Origin of the sequence: Capnocytophaga canis, assembly GCF_043187445.1 — a bacterium.
Lineage (GTDB): Bacteria > Bacteroidota > Bacteroidia > Flavobacteriales > Flavobacteriaceae > Capnocytophaga > Capnocytophaga canis.
Genome location: NZ_CP171121.1, coordinates 1142820 through 1162367 on the forward strand (window position 1 = coordinate 1142820; position 19548 = coordinate 1162367).

The window sequence follows — 19548 nt, forward strand, 5'->3', positions numbered from 1 at the left end:
AGTTACGAAAAAAAATGTAGAAAATAATGGATAAACATTTTTGTATTCTTTATGTTTTTTGCTAACTTTGATACCATAAAACTCAAAACTTTAAAGACATGGCTAAAACGTATCAAACAATGGGTGAATTCATCATCCAAAATCAAAAAGATTTTCAATATTCTACAGGAGAGTTGACTCGACTTTTGAGTTCCATCCGCTTGGCTTCAAAAGTTGTGAATCGTGAGGTGAACAAAGCAGGTTTGGTGGAGGATATTTTGGGCGACATGGGTGAGGAAAATATACAAGGCGAAGTACAAAAAAAACTAGATGTATTTGCCAACGAAATTTTTATCAAAGCCTTAACACAGCGTGAAGTAGTTTGTGGAATTGCTTCGGAAGAAAACGAATTTTTTATTTCAGTAGAACCCTCTCAAAACAGCCATTTGAGTAAATATGTAGTGCTGATTGACCCTCTTGATGGCTCCAGTAACTCTGATGTGAACGTAACTGTCGGAACGATATTTTCTATTTATCGTCGTGTGACTCCTGAAGGTACGCCTGTGCAGTTGGAAGATTTTTTGCAACCTGGAAATAGACAAGTAGCCGCAGGTTATATCATTTATGGACTTTCTACAATGATGGTGTACACAACTGGTAGAGGAGTTAATGGTTTTACACTCGATCCTTCCATCGGAACGTACTACCTTTCGCATCCAAATATGCAATTCCCTAAAGATGGATCTATTTATTCCATTAATGAAGGGAACTATGTACATTTTCCTCAGGGAGTTAAAGACTATATAAAATATTGTCAAGAATTGGAAGGTGACCGACCTTATACATCTCGTTACATAGGTTCGTTAGTTTCTGACTTTCACAGAAACATGCTTAAAGGTGGAATCTATATCTATCCGTCGGGAACACGTACTCCTCACGGAAAATTGCGATTACTTTACGAATGTAACCCTATCGCTTTCCTTACCGAACAAGCAGGAGGCAAAGCTTCCGATGGGTATCGACGCATTATGGACATTCAAGCAGACCACTTACATCAGCGAGTGCCATTTTTTTGTGGCTCAGTGAATATGGTTGAAAAAGCCGAAGAATTTATGGCGAAATATCCGAGAGAATGATTTAATTTTGGGGTTAATAAGTTAGATATTTCTTTCAAACAGAACTTATTCGGAGAAAATCCGTACTTTTGCTCCTCAAAATATATCAAAAATGGACGCTACAACCTTATTTTATCTAATACTGGCTATATTTATTGCCGAACATTTGTTAGACGAATGGATTTCAACACTAAATGCTCGAAAATTTAGAGATCCGATTCCAGAGGTGTTAGCAGATGTTTATGACACTGAATCATACGAAAAATCGCAAAACTACAAGTTTGAGGGACATCGTTTTTCAACCTTTTCCTCGTGGTTGTCGTTCGCTCTGACTTTGGTGGTTTTGAGTCTTGATGGTTTCGCCTTTTTAGATGGTTTTATAGGTCAATATTTTGAAAATGAAATAGTTATTTCTTTATTGTTTTTCGGAATACTGATGCTGATTAGCAACTTAATAGCTTTGCCATTTGAGTATTATGCTACCTTTGTTATTGAAGAAAAGTATGGCTTTAATAAAAGCACACGTACCTTATTTTTTACGGACTTTTTGAAGGGACAGGCTCTGACTCTATTTATTGGCGGAGGGATATTGGCTTTAGTGGTGTGGTTTTACCTTTGGGTGGGTACATATTTTTGGATTTATACTTGGTTGTTAGTCAGTGGTTTTTCGGTAGCGATGGCGTTTCTATATACTCGATTGATTGTCCCATTGTTCAACAAACAGACCCCCTTGGAGGCAGGTGAATTGCGTGATGCCATTGAAGAATATGCAAAAAAGGTTGGTTTTCAGCTGAAAAACATCTATGTGATTGACGGTTCAAAACGTTCGACCAAAGCAAATGCTTATTTCTCAGGGTTCGGAAAGACAAAACAAATCACTCTTTACGACACTCTCATCAAAGACCTTACTACAGATGAAATTGTTGCTGTTTTAGCTCATGAAGTTGGACATTACAAACATAAACACATTCTTTTCAATATATTAGAATCGACAATTCTAACAGGGATAACGCTCTACGTGTTGTCTTTAGCTATTGAAAATTCTATTTTTTCGGAAGCTTTAGGAGTGCAAACGCATAGTTTCCATATCGGTTTGTTAGCTTTTGGATTGCTTTACAGTCCTATTTCAACGGTTACGAGTTTGATTTCTAACTACATATCTCGAAAATTCGAATATCAAGCAGATGAATACGCCAAAACGACTATGGGTACGGCAGAGCACTTGGTCACTGCTTTGAAAAAATTGTCTCGTAACAGCCTTAGTAATCTGACTCCACATTCATGGAACGTGTTTTTAAATTATTCACATCCAACACTTTATCAACGCGTAATTCATTTACAAAAAGAAATGTAAAGACACTATATACTTTTCAATGATTCCCAAAACTGCATTTGATTGCTTGAACGGATGCTGAATTGATATTACATTTTACAGCAGATTTGATTGTATATCGCTAAAACTTGCGTATTTTTGCGTACTAAAATTAATCAAATAATGGCAAAAATACGAATCACCAAAAAGTTTGACTTTGAAGCTGGACATGCTCTTTATGGCTATGATGGCAAATGTAAAAACCTGCATGGACATAGCTACAAACTCCACGTTACTGTTATTGGAGAACCTATTACTAATCCATCCGATGTGAAATTTGGAATGGTTATTGACTTTGGCGATTTGAAAAAAATTGTAAAACGAGAGATTATCGATGTATTTGATCACGCCATGGTTTTTAATGGAAATTCTCCTCATTTAACTCTTGCTCAAGAACTTATAGATAAAGAACACCATATAATAACTGTAGATTATCAACCTACAAGTGAAAATTTGGTTGTCGATTTTGCAGAACGTATCAAAAAACATTTGCCAAGTAATGTTACGCTGTTTTCGTTGCGTTTACAGGAAACGGAGAGTTCGTATGCTGAATGGTTTGCTAACGACAATTTGTAAAATTTCTTCGCTATGGAAATCTCATTAGCAGGTGATAAAAAAATATACTTTGCATCGGATAATCACTTAGGAGCACCTAATTTTGTAGCAAGTCGTCCACGTGAAAAACGTTTCGTCCAATGGCTTGACCGAATCAAAACCGATGCAGGAGCTATCTTTCTCTTGGGAGACCTTTTTGATTTTTGGTTTGAATATGAAACAGTGGTCCCAAAGGGATTCGTCCGTACTTTAGGGAAATTAGCCGAGTTAAGTGATAGTGGCATTCCTATTTATTTTTTCGTGGGCAATCATGACCTTTGGATGGAGGATTATTTTCAAAATGAATTAGGAATACCTGTCTTTCACAAACCTTTAAGTTTTACCGCCAATGGGAAACGTTTTTTTGTAGGACATGGTGATGGATTGGGACCTGGAGACAAGGGATTCAAACGTATGAAAAAAGTGTTCACGAATCCTGTTGCCAAGTGGTTTTTCCGATGGTTACACCCTGATTTTGGAGTGCGATTAGCTCAGCATATGTCTGTTAAAAATAAATTAATTTCGGGGAATGAAGATGTCAAATTTTTAGGAGAAGACAGAGAATGGCTGGTGTTATACTGCAAACGTAAATTAGAAACCCAACACTACGACTATTTTCTTTTCGGACATCGCCACTTACCTATGCAAATTCATCTTAATGATAAAGCAACTTACGTCAACACAGGTGATTGGATTCATTACTTCACTTATGCTGTATTTGATGGAAATAGTTTGCGTTTGGAAAAATGGGATGAGTAATTCTCGCTAAGATTGATTCTGGACTGAAGAACGATTTATCTGATTTGTTTGGTTCTTAAGTTTTCAATATTTCGTAGAATCACACATCTGAGCGTCTTACGATATAATCAGATTCAACTTTTCCTTTTTATGTTGATAACTAATCTTTGTGCTAATTTACTTTAATCAAGTATTTATTTAAACTCATCTTTTGACTGCGGGAACTGGAATCCTATTGACACATAGATTTTTACTCAAAAAAACTGAGGCTGTCCAAAAAGTCAAATTTTAGCAATTTCACAAAACTTAATCCATTGAAAATAAGTATTTTATTTTTAATATTTTGCTAAAAACAACCCTTTTCGGACAGCTTCAAGTCTTATATGTGAGAAATTATTTCTTTCGGAGTTCTCGTTCTTGTGCATCAACCACGGCCAAAGTTGCTAAATTGACCATTTCATCAACGCTTGAGCCCAAAGTAGTTACGTGAATCGGTTTACTAAGACCTAAAACGATAGGCCCAACGGTATCCAACTGTTGTATTTCTTTCAGCATTTTATAAACAATATTAGCTGACTCCAAGTTTGGGAATATCAATACGTTAGCTCCTTTTCCATTGTTTAGTTTTGAAAAGGGGAACGATTTAGCTAACTTCTCTGGATTGATAGCAAAATCGGCCTGAATTTCTCCATCAACAACTAAATCGGGGTGATTTTTATGTAAATAAGCTACTGCCTCACGTACTTTTTGTGTACTTTTTGAACTGGCAGATCCGAAATTTGAATAAGAAAGCATAGCGATTGAAGGCTCTATACCAAACATTTTCACAGCCTTTGCAGTCATTAAAGTGATATTGGCCAAGTCTTCAGCGGAAGGATCAACATTAATAGTTGCATCAGAAATAAACAAAGGCCCTTGTTGAGTCATCATAATACTGGTTGCAGCAATGCGTTTCACTCCTTCCTCTTTCTCTACAAGTTCTAAAATTGGACGAATAGCCGATGGATACGATCGAGAATAGCCCGTTATCATTGCGTCGGCCTCTCCTGTATTGACCATCATTGCACCAAAGTAGTTGCGTTCACGCATTAATCGTTCTGCACTAACCAAAGTAACGCCACGTCGCTGATGTTTTTGCCAATAGACTTCTGAAAAGGCCTCTCTCCTTGATTTTTCAGTATCTGTTTTAGGGTCAATAATCATTACATCAGCAGTAAAGCCAACTTCTTCTTTGAGTTCGGTAATGATTTCTTTTCTTCCTAAAAGAATCGGAATTCCAATGCCGTCTTCACACAACCGTTGGGCAGTTTTCAACACCTCAATATGGTCGGCTTCAGGAAATACCACTCGTTTTGGATTTCGTTTGGCTCGGTCTTGTAATAATCTGATTTCCTTACTACCTTTACCTGAACGTTCGATAAGTTCCTCACGATAAGCATCCCAGTCCGTAATTGGTTTTAGTGCCACTCCTGATTCGATTGCTGCTTTAGCCACCGCTGGTGGAATTTCGTAAATCAATCGATAATCGAAAGGCTTAGGAATGATATAGTTACGTCCAAAAGAAAGGTTTTCATTGCCATAAACTAGCGATACTTGATCGGGAACCGTTTTCTTTGCCATATCTGCCAGAGCATGAACAGCCGCCAATTTCATTTCCTCGTTGATTTTGGTGGCACGTACGTCCAAAGCCCCTCTGAAAATAAACGGAAATCCTAACACATTATTCACTTGGTTGGGAAAGTCAGAGCGTCCCGTTGCCATCAGAATGTCTTGACGCGTATTCACTGCTAATTGATAGTCAATTTCAGGAACAGGATTCGCCATGGCAAATACAATAGGATCTTTTGCCATTGACAACAACATTTCTGGACTCACTACATTTCCTTTTGATAATCCGATAAATACGTCTGAATCTTTCATTGCTTCTTCCAAGGTGTGGATATTTCTATCCGTAGCAAATTCTGCCTTTTGCTCTGTCAGATTAGGACTATCCTTACGGATAACACCTTTACTGTCACACATCACAATGTTTTTAGGATTTGCTCCTAAAGCAATGTAAAGTCTGGTACACGAAATGGCTGCTGCTCCCGCTCCATTGACTACAATCTTTACTTGATGGATATCTTTTTTAACAATTTCTAAAGCGTTTTTTAAGGCTGCTGCAGATATGATAGCTGTTCCATGTTGGTCGTCGTGCATCACCGGAATATCGAGTTCCTCTTTCAGTCGGCGTTCAATTTCGAAAGCCTCAGGAGCTTTAATATCCTCCAAATTAATACCTCCAAACGTAGGGGCAATGGCTTTGACCGTTTCCACGAATTTGTCAATATCAGTAGCATCTACTTCTATGTCAAATACATCAATGTCAGCAAAAATCTTGAATAACAAACCTTTACCTTCCATTACAGGTTTGGAGGCCTCAGGGCCAATGTCCCCCAGACCTAACACAGCAGTTCCATTGGAAATCACGGCAACTAAATTACTTTTTGAAGTATATTTATATACGTTTTGTTTATCCTTAGCAATTTCCAAACAAGGTTCTGCTACACCTGGGGAATATGCTAATGACAAATCATGTTGCGAAGCATATTTTTTAGTAGGTACAATGGCTATTTTTCCAGGTTTGGGGAACTGATGATAGTCCAACGCCTCTTGTTTTTTTCTGTTATCTTTCATGTTTATGTTATAATAATAAATCAATAAAACTATCCGCAAAAGTAGAATGTTTTCAAATAATAAGCAATAATTTTTAGGAAAATATGAATTAGACGGTAAAATTCAACTTTTTTTAATTTTAAAAAATGTATCTTTGTAATCAAATAATAAAGTCCCTGTAAAATCCATGTTATGAAGTTTATGTTTACATCCCTGATTTGCTTATTAACTTTTTATTCCTATGCTATTTCGGGTGTTAACCACTTACTACCTAAGCCTCAGCTAATAGAGATTAACAATTCATCTTTTTCTTTGCATAAAGTACGACTTTCTACACCCGTTTTGCAAACACAGTGGCAAAATTTCATCAAACAAATGAGAGGAACTATATCCGATAAGGCTAACAAACTCATTGAAGTAAAGCTTGTCAATGATATCCCTCAAGCTAGAGTCAACAAAGAAGAGGCTTATACATTATCGATCTCCAAAGACAAAATACTAATCGAATCGACCACGGAAAAAGGGGTGTACTGGGCTATGCAAACTCTACGGCAACTGGCAACAAATAAAGGAAATACAACTGAATTTCAAGGTTGCTATATACTAGATTTCCCTGCTTTTCGTTTTCGTGGATTTATGCAAGACGTAGGGCGAACTTTTATCTCTTTGGAAGAATTAAAAAAAGAAATTTCCATACTTTCACAATACAAAATCAACGTTTTCCACTGGCACCTAACTGAGAACCAAGGGTGGCGATTAGAAAGTAAAAAACACCCCATTCTAAACCATCTTTCCAGCTATGAGCGTTCGCACGGGCAGTTTTACACTCTTGATGAAGCTAAAGAATTGGTTGAATTTTGCAAACAACACAATATGATACTGATCCCTGAAATTGACATGCCTGGGCATAGTTTGGCCTTTCGTAAAGCATTTAACCACGATATGCAATCAGAAGAAGGTATGAAAATTTTGAAAGAACTTTTGGATGAAATGCTACCTTATTTCGATGTGCCGTACTTTCACATTGGCACAGATGAGGTGGAATTCACAAATCCAAACTTTGTTCCCAACATGGTGCAATTCATTCGTGAACGAGGTAAAAAAGTAATCTCATGGAATCCTGGTTGGAACTACAAAGTAGGCAATATTGACATGACTCAATTGTGGAGCTACCGTGGAAAAGTACAAAAAGACATCCCTGCGATTGACTCTCGATTTCACTATCTCAATCACTTCGATGCTTTTGGTGATATAATCGCTTTGTACAACAGCCGTATTCTAAACGTTACCCAAGGAAGTGACAACTACGCAGGATGTATACTTGCTGTATGGAACGATCGCTTTATTCCTAATGAACGGGAAATACTGATTCAAAACAATTTTTACCCATCAATGTTAGCCTTGGCAGAACGCTCCTGGTTAGGCGGTGGCACAGAATATTTTGACAACAAAGGTACAATCCTATCATCAAAAAAAGATCTCAATTTCATAGCCTTTGCAGATTTCGAACGCCGAATGCTGTGGCATAAAAATAACTATTTTAACAACCTACCCTTTGCTTACGTAAAACAAACCCACATGGAATGGACCATCACAGATCCTTTCCCAAACGAAGGTGATTTAACAAGGTCTTTTCCTCCTGAAAAAGAACTGTCGAATAGCTATACCCATCAAGGCAAAACCTATTACACACAAAAAACAATCGGCGGAGGCATCTACTTAAGACATGTTTGGGGAAAAATCGTAAAGTCATTGTACGAAAATCCTCTACCCAATCATACGGCATATGCCTATACGCACGTATACTCTCCTAAAAGACAAAAAGTGGGACTTTGGATAAGCACTCAGAATTACAGTAGGTCAGAAAAAGATTTACCTCCACCACAAGGAAAATGGGACTACAAAGAAAGTCGTGTTTGGATAAACAATTCTGAAATACACCCACCTAATTGGCAGTCATCACACACCCAAAAATCTAATGAAACGCCATTGACAAACGAGAATTTTGAGGTACGCCCTCCTATTCCCGTAATCCTTAAGAAAGGTTGGAACAAGATACTATTGAAACTCCCTATCGGGCATTTCTCAACTCCAGAAGTTCGTTTAGTGAAATGGCATTTTAATTTTGCTTTCGTGAGCTTGGACGGTAAAAACGAAATACAACAGCTCAGGTTCGACGCTGACAGAAAAACGCAATAACTATAATAATAAACAGAGCATACAAAACTAAAAAAACAGACACACAGAGTCGGAAATATGAAATACCTTTTAACAACAAGTCCCTTAATGTAAAAAATCAGCGATAAGATTAAAAACGATTGTTTTTTTGAGAAAAATTCGTACTTTTGTTTTTTATTTATTTTCTATGGAAATCATAAAAATACACGACAAATCATTTGAACCTTACATTGATGCGGCTCAAATACAGCAAATTATTCAACGAATGACTTCAGAAGTAGCTCGAGACATGGAAGATACAACTCCTGTATTTGTCTCTGTGCTTAACGGGGCATTTATGTTTGCATCCGATTTTGTACGTAACTACAAAGCAGATTGCGAAATAACGTTTGTAAAACTATCGTCCTACGAGGGAATGCACTCTACTGAGAAAGTACGTGAGCTCATCGGTTTGGATATTTCAGTCGAAGGACGCGATGTGGTAGTATTGGAAGATATTATCGACACAGGAAATACACTCGAAGAAATCTATCGTATTTTCCACAATAAAGGCGTGAAATCTTTGCGCATTGCAACACTTTTCTTCAAACCTGATGCCTACAAAAAGAACTTGAAAATAGACTACGTTGGTATGCCTATTCCCAACCGATTTATCGTTGGCTACGGACTTGACTATGACGAATTAGGACGAAATTTACCTCATGTATATCAATTAAACACATCTTTGACAATGACAAATTTAGTTTTATTTGGAAAACCAGGAGCAGGAAAAGGTACACAAGCTACTTTCCTGAAAGAAAAATACAATTTGGTACACATCTCTACTGGAGACTTGTTCCGATACAACATCAAAAATGAAACTCCACTGGGCAAACTAGCACAATCGTATATGGACAAGGGAGATTTAGTACCCGACGAGGTAACCATACAGATGTTACAACAAGAAATTGATAGCAATCCAGATGCGAAAGGTTTCATTTTTGACGGATTTCCACGCACCATTGCACAAGCAGAGGCTTTGGATGCATTCTTAATTTCCAAAGGAATTAAAATTCATGGAACATTAGCATTAGAAGCAGATGACGAAATTCTTATCCAACGCCTTGTTGAGCGAGGAAAGGTGAGCGGACGTACCGATGATCAAGATGAAAGTAAAATCAGAAATCGATTTGTAGAGTACAATCAAAAAACGGCTCCCCTGATTGAATTCTACAAAAAGCAAGGTAAATACCATGCCATCAATGGAATAGGAAGTATCGAAGAAATCACGAATCGACTTTCCGAGGCTATTGAAAATTTGGAAAAATAAAAACGAAAAGGCTGTCTGATAGTTCTCGGACAGCCTTTTCTGATTAACAATTAAAATTCTACTTTTTATTTATAGAAACCACACAATCAATCAATTCTGGTTTGTCTTTGGTGTAGTTATCTAACCACACTTTCAACTCCTCTTGTTCGTAAGGTAGTAATTTGTCTAAGGCTTTGTTGAGTTCCTTACAGAAGAGTTCTGAATTAAAACTTACTTTTGACAGAATTAACTTAGCATACTCAACCATCGGTCTTTTCATAGTATTAATGTTTTGACGTTTTCTTTTCACAAAGATAGGAAAGAAAAAAGAAACAAAACAAAATAAAACGTTAAAGTTTTGATAAAACTTAGAATCAATCTAAGCTAATATCAAAAAGCATACGTGCTTGAATTCCTTCTTGTTGCGATAACAATTTGATTTTCTCGTACATTTGATATGCCTCTTTACCTAACTCTTCTTGTAACGAATGAGATTTTAAGGACATCGCATAAGTGCCGAACATTTCTTTCAAGCTGGTCTTAAACAATGGATAAGACACCACACTGTACGATTCCAAACCACTTTCATCGGCAACGAATTTCAACACATCATCTAACGTACCGATTTCATCTATCAAACCTAACCTCAACGCATCTTTGCCACTCCATACACGTCCTTGTGCAATTTCATTGACTTGCTCGGTGGTCATGCCACGACCTGATGCCACTCGCTCCAAAAACAGTTCGTAAATCTGCTCAATTGACTCCGTATTTTCTTCGATGAAACTTTTAGATGGTTTTTCAAAAAGACTGTATTCCAATGCGTTAGGATGTGTAGTCACTTGTTCGGCATTGATTCCCCATTTTTCTGCTAATTTACTAACGTTGGGTACGGTTCCGAAAACACCTATCGACCCTGTGATAGTTCCCGCTTCGGCAAAAATTCTGTCAGCATGGCAAGCAATGTAGTATCCGCCCGAAGCTGCGTAGTTTCCCATAGAAACATACACTTTTTTATGCTGTTTTGTGACAGCTATCTCTCTGTGAATCAACTCCGAAGCTAACACACTTCCCCCTGGAGAATTAACGCGTAACACAATGGCTTTTACATCGTTATTTTTCACAGCTTTTCGCAAAGATTCTACAATGGTTTTATCTCCCACAATTTTGGAACTGCCGCTACCATACATGATTTCACCTTCGGCATAGATAACTGCAATTTTGTCTTTTGCCTTTTTGGCATATTTTTTAGAAACACTCTCGGTATATTCTTCAATATTTATATAATTAACATCTTCAATTTCAGAAACTTTCATTGCCTCACAAAGCATACTATCAAACTCATCTTGAAAAAGCACTCCGTCCACCAACTTATTTTTCAAAGCTAATTGTGGCGTTCTGGCCTCCAAATTAGTCGCTATAGCATTCAGCTCTTCCACTGAAATGGCTCTACTTTTAGCAATATCTTGAACAATAATATCCCAAACTGAGCTCAATAACTCTTTGATTTGTAGTCGATTTTCATCACTCATTTTATTGTCTAAGAACGGTTCTACAGCACTTTTGTATTTTCCATGGCGAATTACTTCCATTGACACTCCTGTGTTATCCTGTAAATCTTTAAAAAATAGCACTTCAGATGACAATCCTCTGAAATTCAATTTTCCTAACGGACTTACATAAATCTTATCCGCTACCGTTTGCAAGTAGTAATCTGACTGTGGAATTACATCATTGTAGGCATAGATGAATTTACCTGAAGTTTTAAAATCCTCCAAAGCAACACGTAATTCCCGAACTAAAGCCAATCCCGATAGATTACCTGAACTTTTCAAAAGAATACCTTTTATTTTACTGTCAGTTGAGGCATGTTTAATTGCTTTAAGAATGCTGTTCAAGCCGTTGTATTCTTCAATGGTATAATCAAAATCTTCAAGATAAACCTTTTCACCATAATCTCTTAAAGGCATTTTAAACTCCAATTCTAACACTGAATTGTCTTTCACAATCACCGCAGCACTGTCTGTCGACCCTATCGATGACATCATTACTGACATAAATATGAGAAAAATAATGAAAAATATCCCCAAGGATATAAAAAATCCGAGAATGGTCGCTAATACATTTTTTAAAAAAGTCATTTGTTTTATCTGTTTATCCTTTGTTATTCGTTAAAAATATTATATACGTCGTAATTTTTGTTCTGTATGATTATTTAAGTATCCTATTTAGAACTTGTTTGCATTATTTTTTTGTATTCAAAGGCTTTCTATCCAATTCAAATCGTATGTTTTTAGCTTTTTTTAGCTCTTCATGAGTTATAAAATACGATTTGTAAGGTTTCCCATCAATAAGAATACGTTTTATATACACATTTTCAGGAGAAGCGTTTGATTCGATAATCAATTCACCATTTGGATAATATTTTTTATCCAATGAAAGGATGATTTTATTAAATTTTGGAGCTGTAAAAGTGTATATTGGCTCTGCAGGGCTTACTGGATAGAATCCCATCATTCCGTAAATCAACCAAGCTGACATTACCCCTGTGTCTTCATTACCTGGTAATCCTGCGGGTTTATTCTGAAAGTACTCTTCAATGAGGTCGTGTACTCTTTTTTGAGTTTTCCATTCGCTTCCTCGAACGTAGTTATACAAGTAAGGATAAGCAATATCAGGTTCATTTGCCATATCATATTGCTTGGAATCAAAGATATGATCCAGCTGTTTTTCAAAAGCTCTCTCACCCCCCATCATTTTTATCATTCCTTTCACATCGTGAGTTACCATGTATACATATTGCCACGCATTTCCTTCAATGTAGCCTACGTTTTTCTCAAAATTTGCTCCACTTGCAGGATTAAAAGGTTCATACCATTTGCCATTGCTATACTTGGGTCGAAGTAATTTAGTTTGACTATCAAACAACTTTCTGTAAGAATACGCTTGTTTATTAAAACGCTCATAATCAGATTTTTTACCTAATTTTTTCGCCAATTGAGCAATTGCAAAATCTGCAATGTTATATTCCTGTGTGGTAGAAACAGGCCCTGCTACACCGCCATCCACACTCAGATAGCCTAATTTCCAGTATTCGGCTACACCCGGACGTATTGGATTTTTCTCTAAGGTATTTGCTCCCTTCAGCATTGCTTGAAACGCTTTTTCGACATCAAAATTCGTCAATCCTCGTAAGTATGTGTCCGCCAGAACGATACTTGCAGGATCTCCAACCATAGTAAACGTTTCCGTGGAATTAAGTTCCCATTTGGGTAACCAACCGCTCTCGTCATAAATATCTAACATTGACTTTATCATGCCTAATTGCTGTTCAGGATAGAGTAAGGTCATCAATTGGTGATAGTTACGATAAGTATCCCACAAAGAAAAAACGGTGTATCGGTTGTTAGACTTTCCTATTTTGTTAGTTTTGCTCTGAGGATAATCCCCATTCACATCATTTAATACGTTGGGATGTATTGAAGCATGATACAACCCTGTATAAAAAATTGTTTTTTGGTCGTCTGTACCTCCTTCAACACGTGCGTGAAGTTGTTTATTCCATTCGTTTTTAGTTTGTTGATAGACATCCGCAAAGGTTTTTACGCCAATTTCTTTCTCTAAATTTTCACGAGCATTAGCAATACTTACGTAGGAAATACCTACTTTCACCTCCACTATTTCTTCCTTATCAAACTTATATCGGAAATACGCTCCAATGCTATCCCCCACTACTTCTCTGGAAAAACCCTCTTTCAAACGCACATCGCCATTGTACCACATCCACTCGGCTTCCACTCCCTTGTACGTTTCTGGTTTATGCCAAACGCCGTAGTTCATTGCAGGTTTTGAGAGTTTTGCAACAAAATAAACGGGATAAGCCAACTCCGGACTATTGTAGCAGAATGACCCCACCATCCGCATTCCCTCCACCTCGGTTGGCGAAACGATTTTGACCATCGCTCCTTGCTCATTGGTTAGTCCTAAACCCAAATTGAGCAAAATGTTTGCTTCCCCTTTCGGAAAATGATAACGACTCACCCCGGCTCTTGTTGAAGCTGTCATCTCGGCTTTCACGTTATACTTTGTCAAATGCGTACTGTAATATCCTGCCGAAGCCTTTTCGTTCGAATAAGTAGTTCCATAGTCCAAATGATTCGTTTTTAACTCCCCCGTAGTCGGCATGGTGATGATAACCCCCAACTCTGGACAACCTACACCACTCAAGTTAACGTGCGTAAAACCTGTTAAAAATCTATTTTCATTTACGTAAGGATTCGATAGCCAACGACTGTCTTTTTCCAATGGATCTTTGATTCCCTTAGTGTCAAATGCAACGTTAAAGGGTGAAATACTCAACATTCCGCGGGGAGCAATTGCCCCTGGATGAGTCGCCCCATAGTTAGAGGTTCCAATAAACGGATTTACATAGTCCGCTGGGGTTTGTGCTGTTAACACAGTTGCCGACAGACACAATGCTGACAAAACAATCTTGTGTAGTTTCATAAATTATTATTTTAGTATATTATTCTCAGTAAACAACATAGTGGCAAAGGTAAGAAAAATAATCTTATTTCTGGGAAATATGTCCATGTGAATGTGCAAAATAGAATTTAAATTCCCTTTCTTAGCATCGCATCAAAAAAACATTTTTCTCAGTCTTATCAAAATAGAATTAATATAAATAAGAATATTTTATTGAAAATATTACATTCTCAAAAAAGCAATTTATTTGCAATTTATATATGACAATGATTATTTTTAAATAAATAATTTACTATTTTATAAATATTTCTCGCTTATAGCAATCAAAAAAACATATTTATAATAAAACAACAAAAAAATGTTTTATTAGATATATTTTATCAATTAAAAAAAAGACCATATATTTGCGTATTAGGAAATGAATATAAAAACACATAATTATGGCTTTCGATATTGAAATGATTAAGGCGGTGTACGAAAATATACCTTCGCGTGTGGACAAAGCACGTGAATTGGTTGGGCGTCCGCTGACACTTTCTGAAAAAATTCTATATGCTCACCTGTGGGACGGGCAACCTTCACAGGCTTACACGCGAGGAAAAGACTATGTTGATTTTGCACCCGATCGTGTGGCATGTCAAGACGCAACTGCTCAAATGGCATTGTTACAATTTATGCACGCAGGAAAATCAAAAGTTGCAGTGCCTACAACGGTGCACTGCGACCACCTCATCCAAGCCAAAGTAGGAGCTGAAAAGGATCTTTCTGTGGCAAACGAGCAATCAAAAGAAGTCTTTGATTTTCTTTCATCTGTTTCAAATAAATACGGCATCGGATTCTGGAAGCCAGGTGCTGGAATTATCCACCAAATAGTATTGGAAAATTACGCATTTCCTGGAGGTATGATGATTGGGACAGACTCACACACTGTGAACGCTGGTGGACTTGGTATGCTTGCCATCGGTGTGGGAGGTGCTGATGCTGTGGATGTTATGGCAGGAATGGCATGGGAATTAAAATTTCCCAAGCTAATCGGGGTAAAACTCACGGGAAAACTAAACGGATGGACTGCTCCGAAAGACATCATCCTACGCGTGGCGGATATCTTAACTGTAAAAGGCGGAACGGGAGCTATCGTAGAGTATTTTGGTGAAGGAGCAGAGTCTATTTCTTGTACAGGTAAGGGAACTATCTGCAATATGGGAGCTGAAATCGGAGCTACAACCTCAACTTTTGGATATGACGATTCAATGCGTAGATATTTAAAGGCAACAGGTCGTCAGGATGTGGTGGAAGCTGCCGACAAGGTCGCAAAATATTTAACAGCTGACCCAGAAGTATATGCTAATCCAGAAAAATATTTCGACCAACTTATTGAAATAAACCTTTCAGAATTAGAACCTTATATTAACGGACCTTTCACTCCTGACCGAGGAACTCCAGTCTCAAAAATGAAAGAAGTAGCTAGAGAAAACGGATGGCCTCTAAAAGTAGAGTGGGGACTAATAGGTTCTTGTACAAACTCTTCCTATGAGGATATGTCAAGAGCTGTATCCATTGTAAAACAAGCATTGGATTTAGGCATTACCCCTAAAGCTGAATTTGGAATCAACCCTGGTTCTCAGCAGATTAAGTACACTATAGAACGCGATGGAATGATTGAAGTTTTTGAAAAACTAGGAACAAAAGTATTTACTAATGCTTGTGGACCTTGTATCGGTCAATGGGATAGAGAGGGTGCTGACAAACAAGAAAAAAACACCATTATTCACTCTTTCAACCGTAACTTTTCAAAACGTGCCGATGGAAATCCAAATACACACGCTTTCGTAACTTCGCCTGAAATGGTCGCTGCTCTAGCTATCTCAGGTCGTTTAGATTTCAACCCAATAACGGATAAGCTACTAAATGATAAAGGCGAAGAGGTTATGTTCAAACCTCCATATGGCGACGAACTTCCCGTAAAAGGATTTGATGTAGACGACCCTGGCTACCAAGCTCCTGCGGCAGACGGATCGGGCGTAGAAGTGGTTGTACGTCCGGACTCACAACGTTTACAATTATTAGCCCCGTTTGAACCATGGGACGGTAAAAATATTACGGGAGCGAAATTACTTATTAAAGCAGAAGGAAAATGTACTACTGACCATATTTCGATGGCGGGCCCTTGGTTGCGTTACCGCGGACATTTGGACAATATTTCAAACAATATGCTCATCGGTGCAGTAAATGCTTTCAATGGGAAAACCAATGCGGTAAAAAACCAATTTACAGGAGCTTATGAGGAAGTCCCTGCAGTACAACGTCAGTACAAAGCTGAAGGAGTACCGTCAATCGTAGTGGGCGATCAGAACTATGGAGAAGGGTCTTCACGTGAACATGCTGCCATGGAACCTCGCCATTTAGGAGTAAAAGCAGTTTTAGTTAAATCTTTTGCTCGTATTCACGAAACAAACCTAAAAAAACAAGGTATGTTGGCACTTACATTCGCTAACGAAGCTGACTACGACAAGATTAAAGAAGACGACACTGTAAATTTCTTAGACTTAGTTGACTTTGCTCCTAACAAACCGTTGCAGTTGGAGTTTGTTCATGCCGACGGTTCAAAAGATATCATAGTAGCGAACCATACCTATAACGAAAGTCAAATTGAGTGGTTTAAAGCCGGAAGTGCCTTAAACTTGATTGCTTCAAATGCTAAAAAATAGATTCTGTTGATATGAATGAAAGAGGCGTTATTTGAAAAGGAATACGCCTCTTTCGTCTTTTAAATTAAGAGCTGAGTGCTATTGAATCTGAATGCTCTCCTGATTTTGAGTCTTAAAGAGAATACAACATATGTTTATAAAACCTCTTTTGCTATATAATATAAGGATATAAACTGAAGTTTTTTCGATGGAAAAATGCTTTTAGAGAGTTTGAAGACAAATTTCTGATAAGCAACGTATTGTATTCCTTAGAGACATAAAATATTAGAAATGAGTGCATATGGAATTCTTGAAAAACGATGAAACACCTGTAATTTTTTACTTTAATATCATACTTCTTGCAATCCTCTTTGAACATACGAAATTACTACAAACCCATTCAGCCAATGATTATCCAATCGACTGAAAATGTGTTTTATACAGAAATCTTTCCTGATGAAAAATTATTGCCTTTCATTTATTGTTATTGGCAACTTAAAACAGAAATACAACTTACTGAAAACTATATATATAGAGTGATTTCTGATGGTTGTATTGATGTGTTTTTTGAGTTGGAAAATCCCGATGAAAGTTACCTTATGGGGTTTTGTAAAAACTACACAGAATTTCCTTTAGGAAAAGAGTTTAACTATGTGGGAATACGATTTTTGCCTTCTGCTTTTCCGTTGATTTTCAAACAAGACGCCAAAGAATTGAGCAATAATGATATTCTTTTAAATTTAGTTTCTTCTGACTTAGCGACATTTATCGCTCATAAATTCAATAATTTGAAAAAATTACAACATATTAAAAATGAGTTAGATACATTTTTTAATAAACATTTAGAAAAGACTGATTTTAGTATAGACAACAGATTCTATAAAGCTTTGGAAATTATTTTAAAATCAAAAGGAAATGCACGGATAGTGAGCGATTTAGATACGGGAATTAGCCCTCGTCATCTCCGCCGATTGTTTGAATTTTACGTTGGAGATACCGCAAAAACTTTTAGTCAAGTAGTTCGTTTTCAGTCTTTTTTGAATGCTAAAATTTCCAATCAAAACACTGATAATCCATCATTTTACGATATGGGCTATTACGACCAATCGCATTTCATTAAAGAGTTTAAAACTTTTTGTGGAGTAACGCCGAGGGAGGTTTATTACAAATAATTTGTCCCCTTTTTCCTATTTTATCATTAAAAAACATTTCTATTTTTGCCTAAAATTCACGAAGATGGGAACGAATTACAGCATTACCGAAAAATTTGGTGCAAATCTTGCCGAATTGTTAGCTGAAAAAATTAATAGGGTTTATCCTGATTTTAACAGCAAAAATTTCATAAAAGACACAGGAAATAAGGTTATTGGACAAACTTACACACAGAGAATAATTACCATTGCAGATTTGTTAAAAAACTATCTTTCAGCAGACTACAAAGAAGCTCTGCGTGTGTTACTCTCTATTTTGGGCGAAGAAAATCCCAATCAAACAGGAATGTTCACACATTATTATTGGATTTTGCCTATTGGAAAATTTGTAGAGCGCTATGGTATTAATCATTTTACACTTTCGATGAATGCTATAGAGGAGATAACTAAGAGAAATACAGGTGAATACGCCGTACGTCCATTTATCAGAAAATACCCTGAAAAATCACTAGAAATCATTGAAAAATGGGCAAAATCTCCTAATTTTCACTTACGTAGGTTGGCAAGTGAGGGACTGAGACCCAAGCTCCCTTGGGCGAGTAAATTAGATACTTTTGTAGAAAATCCTGCTCCTGTTTTTCAAATTTTGGAACTCCTAAAAGATGATGAAATTATGTTTGTAAAGAAATCCGTTGCCAATCACCTAACCGACTGGCTTAAAGTGAATAAAGAAGCTGTTTTACCTCTCATCCACCGCTGGAAAACTTTCGAAAATCCGCATACCCAATGGATTATAAAACGAGCCACAAGAAAATTTGATGTATAAATAATTCTGTCCCTTTTTTCCTATTTTAGTTTCATCACTCTTGATAATTTTGCCAAAAATTAAAATTCAGAAAAAATGAAATTAAACGCAGGAATTATCACCGAGAAATTAGCAGAGACCAAAGCCTTTTATACAGAAATTTTAAACTTTGGCGTGAGCTTTGAAAACGAATTTTACCTTTTGCTCCACACGCCTAATCAAGAGGCAGAAATCAGTTTTTTGCTTCCCAATCACCCGAGCCAACAACCTATTTTTCAGAAACCTTTTCAAAATCAAGGTGTTTACCTGACTATTGAAGTCGAAAATGTAGATGAAGTTTATAAGGAACTGAAAAACAAAAACATTCGCATTGAAATTGAGCTACGAAACGAACCTTGGGGCGACCGCCATTTCGCCATTAAAGACCCCAACGGCATCGGTATTGATATAGTAACCTACACAGAACCTGAATAATAGTCAATTTTTGCATAAAAACGGGAA

14 protein-coding genes are annotated in these 19548 nt (G+C 37.0%); 10 read left to right on the forward strand and 4 right to left on the reverse strand.

All coding sequences use genetic code 11. The annotated features are described in order from the left end of the window. Positions 1–98 precede the first annotated feature (98 nt). From fbp to ACF3OB_RS04945, 4 genes are all read left to right on the forward strand, one after another. Complete coding sequence (gene fbp / locus ACF3OB_RS04930; protein ID WP_042005879.1) at positions 99–1115, forward strand: class 1 fructose-bisphosphatase; 1017 nt, start codon at positions 99–101, stop codon at positions 1113–1115. 91 nt (positions 1116–1206) lie between these two features. Further along, a complete protein-coding gene (locus tag ACF3OB_RS04935; protein WP_392448596.1) occupies positions 1207–2448 on the forward strand; it encodes a M48 family metallopeptidase in 1242 nt (413 codons plus the stop codon). 141 nt (positions 2449–2589) lie between these two features. Next, a complete protein-coding gene (locus tag ACF3OB_RS04940; RefSeq protein ID WP_042005881.1) occupies positions 2590–3042 on the forward strand; it encodes a 6-carboxytetrahydropterin synthase in 453 nt (150 codons plus the stop codon). Between the two features lie 12 nt (positions 3043–3054). Next, positions 3055–3819 (forward strand): UDP-2,3-diacylglucosamine diphosphatase, encoded by a 765-nt coding sequence (locus ACF3OB_RS04945; RefSeq protein WP_172914604.1) that lies wholly within the window; start codon positions 3055–3057, stop codon positions 3817–3819. A gap of 372 nt (positions 3820–4191) precedes the next feature. Here ACF3OB_RS04945 and ACF3OB_RS04950 read toward each other — a convergent pair whose 3' ends face one another. Further along, positions 4192–6474: an NADP-dependent malic enzyme gene (locus ACF3OB_RS04950; RefSeq protein ID WP_172919670.1), complete on the reverse strand. Its 2283-nt coding sequence runs from the start codon at positions 6472–6474 to the stop codon at positions 4192–4194. A gap of 171 nt (positions 6475–6645) precedes the next feature. Here ACF3OB_RS04950 and ACF3OB_RS04955 point away from each other — a divergent pair, with 171 nt between their 5' ends. Then, positions 6646–8652 carry a family 20 glycosylhydrolase gene (locus tag ACF3OB_RS04955; RefSeq protein WP_392448599.1) on the forward strand — a complete coding sequence of 669 codons (2007 nt, stop codon included), beginning with the start codon at positions 6646–6648 and terminating at the stop codon, positions 8650–8652. Positions 8653–8818: 166 nt separating this feature from the next. Continuing rightward, complete coding sequence (locus ACF3OB_RS04960; RefSeq protein WP_172914615.1) at positions 8819–9940, forward strand: adenylate kinase; 1122 nt, start codon at positions 8819–8821, stop codon at positions 9938–9940. A gap of 58 nt (positions 9941–9998) precedes the next feature. Here ACF3OB_RS04960 and ACF3OB_RS04965 read toward each other — a convergent pair whose 3' ends face one another. The 3 genes from ACF3OB_RS04965 to ACF3OB_RS04975 all read right to left on the reverse strand — a co-directional run bounded on the left by ACF3OB_RS04965 (position 9999) and on the right by ACF3OB_RS04975 (position 14425). After that, a complete protein-coding gene (locus tag ACF3OB_RS04965) occupies positions 9999–10199 on the reverse strand; it encodes a hypothetical protein (RefSeq protein ID WP_042006441.1) in 201 nt (66 codons plus the stop codon). A gap of 94 nt (positions 10200–10293) precedes the next feature. Beyond that, positions 10294–12060 carry a signal peptide peptidase SppA gene (gene sppA / locus ACF3OB_RS04970; RefSeq protein ID WP_392448601.1) on the reverse strand — a complete coding sequence of 589 codons (1767 nt, stop codon included), beginning with the start codon at positions 12058–12060 and terminating at the stop codon, positions 10294–10296. 103 nt (positions 12061–12163) lie between these two features. Continuing rightward, positions 12164–14425 carry a GH92 family glycosyl hydrolase gene (locus ACF3OB_RS04975; RefSeq protein ID WP_392448603.1) on the reverse strand — a complete coding sequence of 754 codons (2262 nt, stop codon included), beginning with the start codon at positions 14423–14425 and terminating at the stop codon, positions 12164–12166. A gap of 419 nt (positions 14426–14844) precedes the next feature. Here ACF3OB_RS04975 and ACF3OB_RS04980 point away from each other — a divergent pair, with 419 nt between their 5' ends. From ACF3OB_RS04980 to ACF3OB_RS04995, 4 genes are all read left to right on the forward strand, one after another. Then, positions 14845–17112 carry an aconitate hydratase gene (locus tag ACF3OB_RS04980; RefSeq protein ID WP_392448605.1) on the forward strand — a complete coding sequence of 756 codons (2268 nt, stop codon included), beginning with the start codon at positions 14845–14847 and terminating at the stop codon, positions 17110–17112. Positions 17113–17498: 386 nt separating this feature from the next. Beyond that, positions 17499–18263, forward strand: a complete 765-nt coding sequence (locus ACF3OB_RS04985) for a DUF6597 domain-containing transcriptional factor (protein WP_392448606.1) — start codon at positions 17499–17501, stop codon at positions 18261–18263. 64 nt (positions 18264–18327) lie between these two features. Then, positions 18328–19068 (forward strand): DNA alkylation repair protein, encoded by a 741-nt coding sequence (locus ACF3OB_RS04990; protein WP_095912261.1) that lies wholly within the window; start codon positions 18328–18330, stop codon positions 19066–19068. Positions 19069–19143: 75 nt separating this feature from the next. Then, positions 19144–19521, forward strand: coding sequence for a VOC family protein (locus tag ACF3OB_RS04995; protein ID WP_172919679.1), 378 nt, complete (start codon positions 19144–19146; stop codon positions 19519–19521). Positions 19522–19548 lie beyond the last annotated feature (27 nt).

Coding starts and splice junctions, on each gene's coding strand:
- fbp (WP_042005879.1), top strand. CDS start 99: ATGGCTAAAACGTATCAAACAATGGGTGAATTCATCATCCAAAATCAA.
- ACF3OB_RS04935 (WP_392448596.1), top strand. CDS start 1,207: ATGGACGCTACAACCTTATTTTATCTAATACTGGCTATATTTATTGCC.
- ACF3OB_RS04940 (WP_042005881.1), top strand. CDS start 2,590: ATGGCAAAAATACGAATCACCAAAAAGTTTGACTTTGAAGCTGGACAT.
- ACF3OB_RS04945 (WP_172914604.1), top strand. CDS start 3,055: ATGGAAATCTCATTAGCAGGTGATAAAAAAATATACTTTGCATCGGAT.
- ACF3OB_RS04950 (WP_172919670.1), bottom strand. CDS start 6,474: ATGAAAGATAACAGAAAAAAACAAGAGGCGTTGGACTATCATCAGTTC.
- ACF3OB_RS04955 (WP_392448599.1), top strand. CDS start 6,646: ATGAAGTTTATGTTTACATCCCTGATTTGCTTATTAACTTTTTATTCC.
- ACF3OB_RS04960 (WP_172914615.1), top strand. CDS start 8,819: ATGGAAATCATAAAAATACACGACAAATCATTTGAACCTTACATTGAT.
- ACF3OB_RS04965 (WP_042006441.1), bottom strand. CDS start 10,199: ATGAAAAGACCGATGGTTGAGTATGCTAAGTTAATTCTGTCAAAAGTA.
- sppA (WP_392448601.1), bottom strand. CDS start 12,060: ATGACTTTTTTAAAAAATGTATTAGCGACCATTCTCGGATTTTTTATA.
- ACF3OB_RS04975 (WP_392448603.1), bottom strand. CDS start 14,425: ATGAAACTACACAAGATTGTTTTGTCAGCATTGTGTCTGTCGGCAACT.
- ACF3OB_RS04980 (WP_392448605.1), top strand. CDS start 14,845: ATGGCTTTCGATATTGAAATGATTAAGGCGGTGTACGAAAATATACCT.
- ACF3OB_RS04985 (WP_392448606.1), top strand. CDS start 17,499: ATGATTATCCAATCGACTGAAAATGTGTTTTATACAGAAATCTTTCCT.
- ACF3OB_RS04990 (WP_095912261.1), top strand. CDS start 18,328: ATGGGAACGAATTACAGCATTACCGAAAAATTTGGTGCAAATCTTGCC.
- ACF3OB_RS04995 (WP_172919679.1), top strand. CDS start 19,144: ATGAAATTAAACGCAGGAATTATCACCGAGAAATTAGCAGAGACCAAA.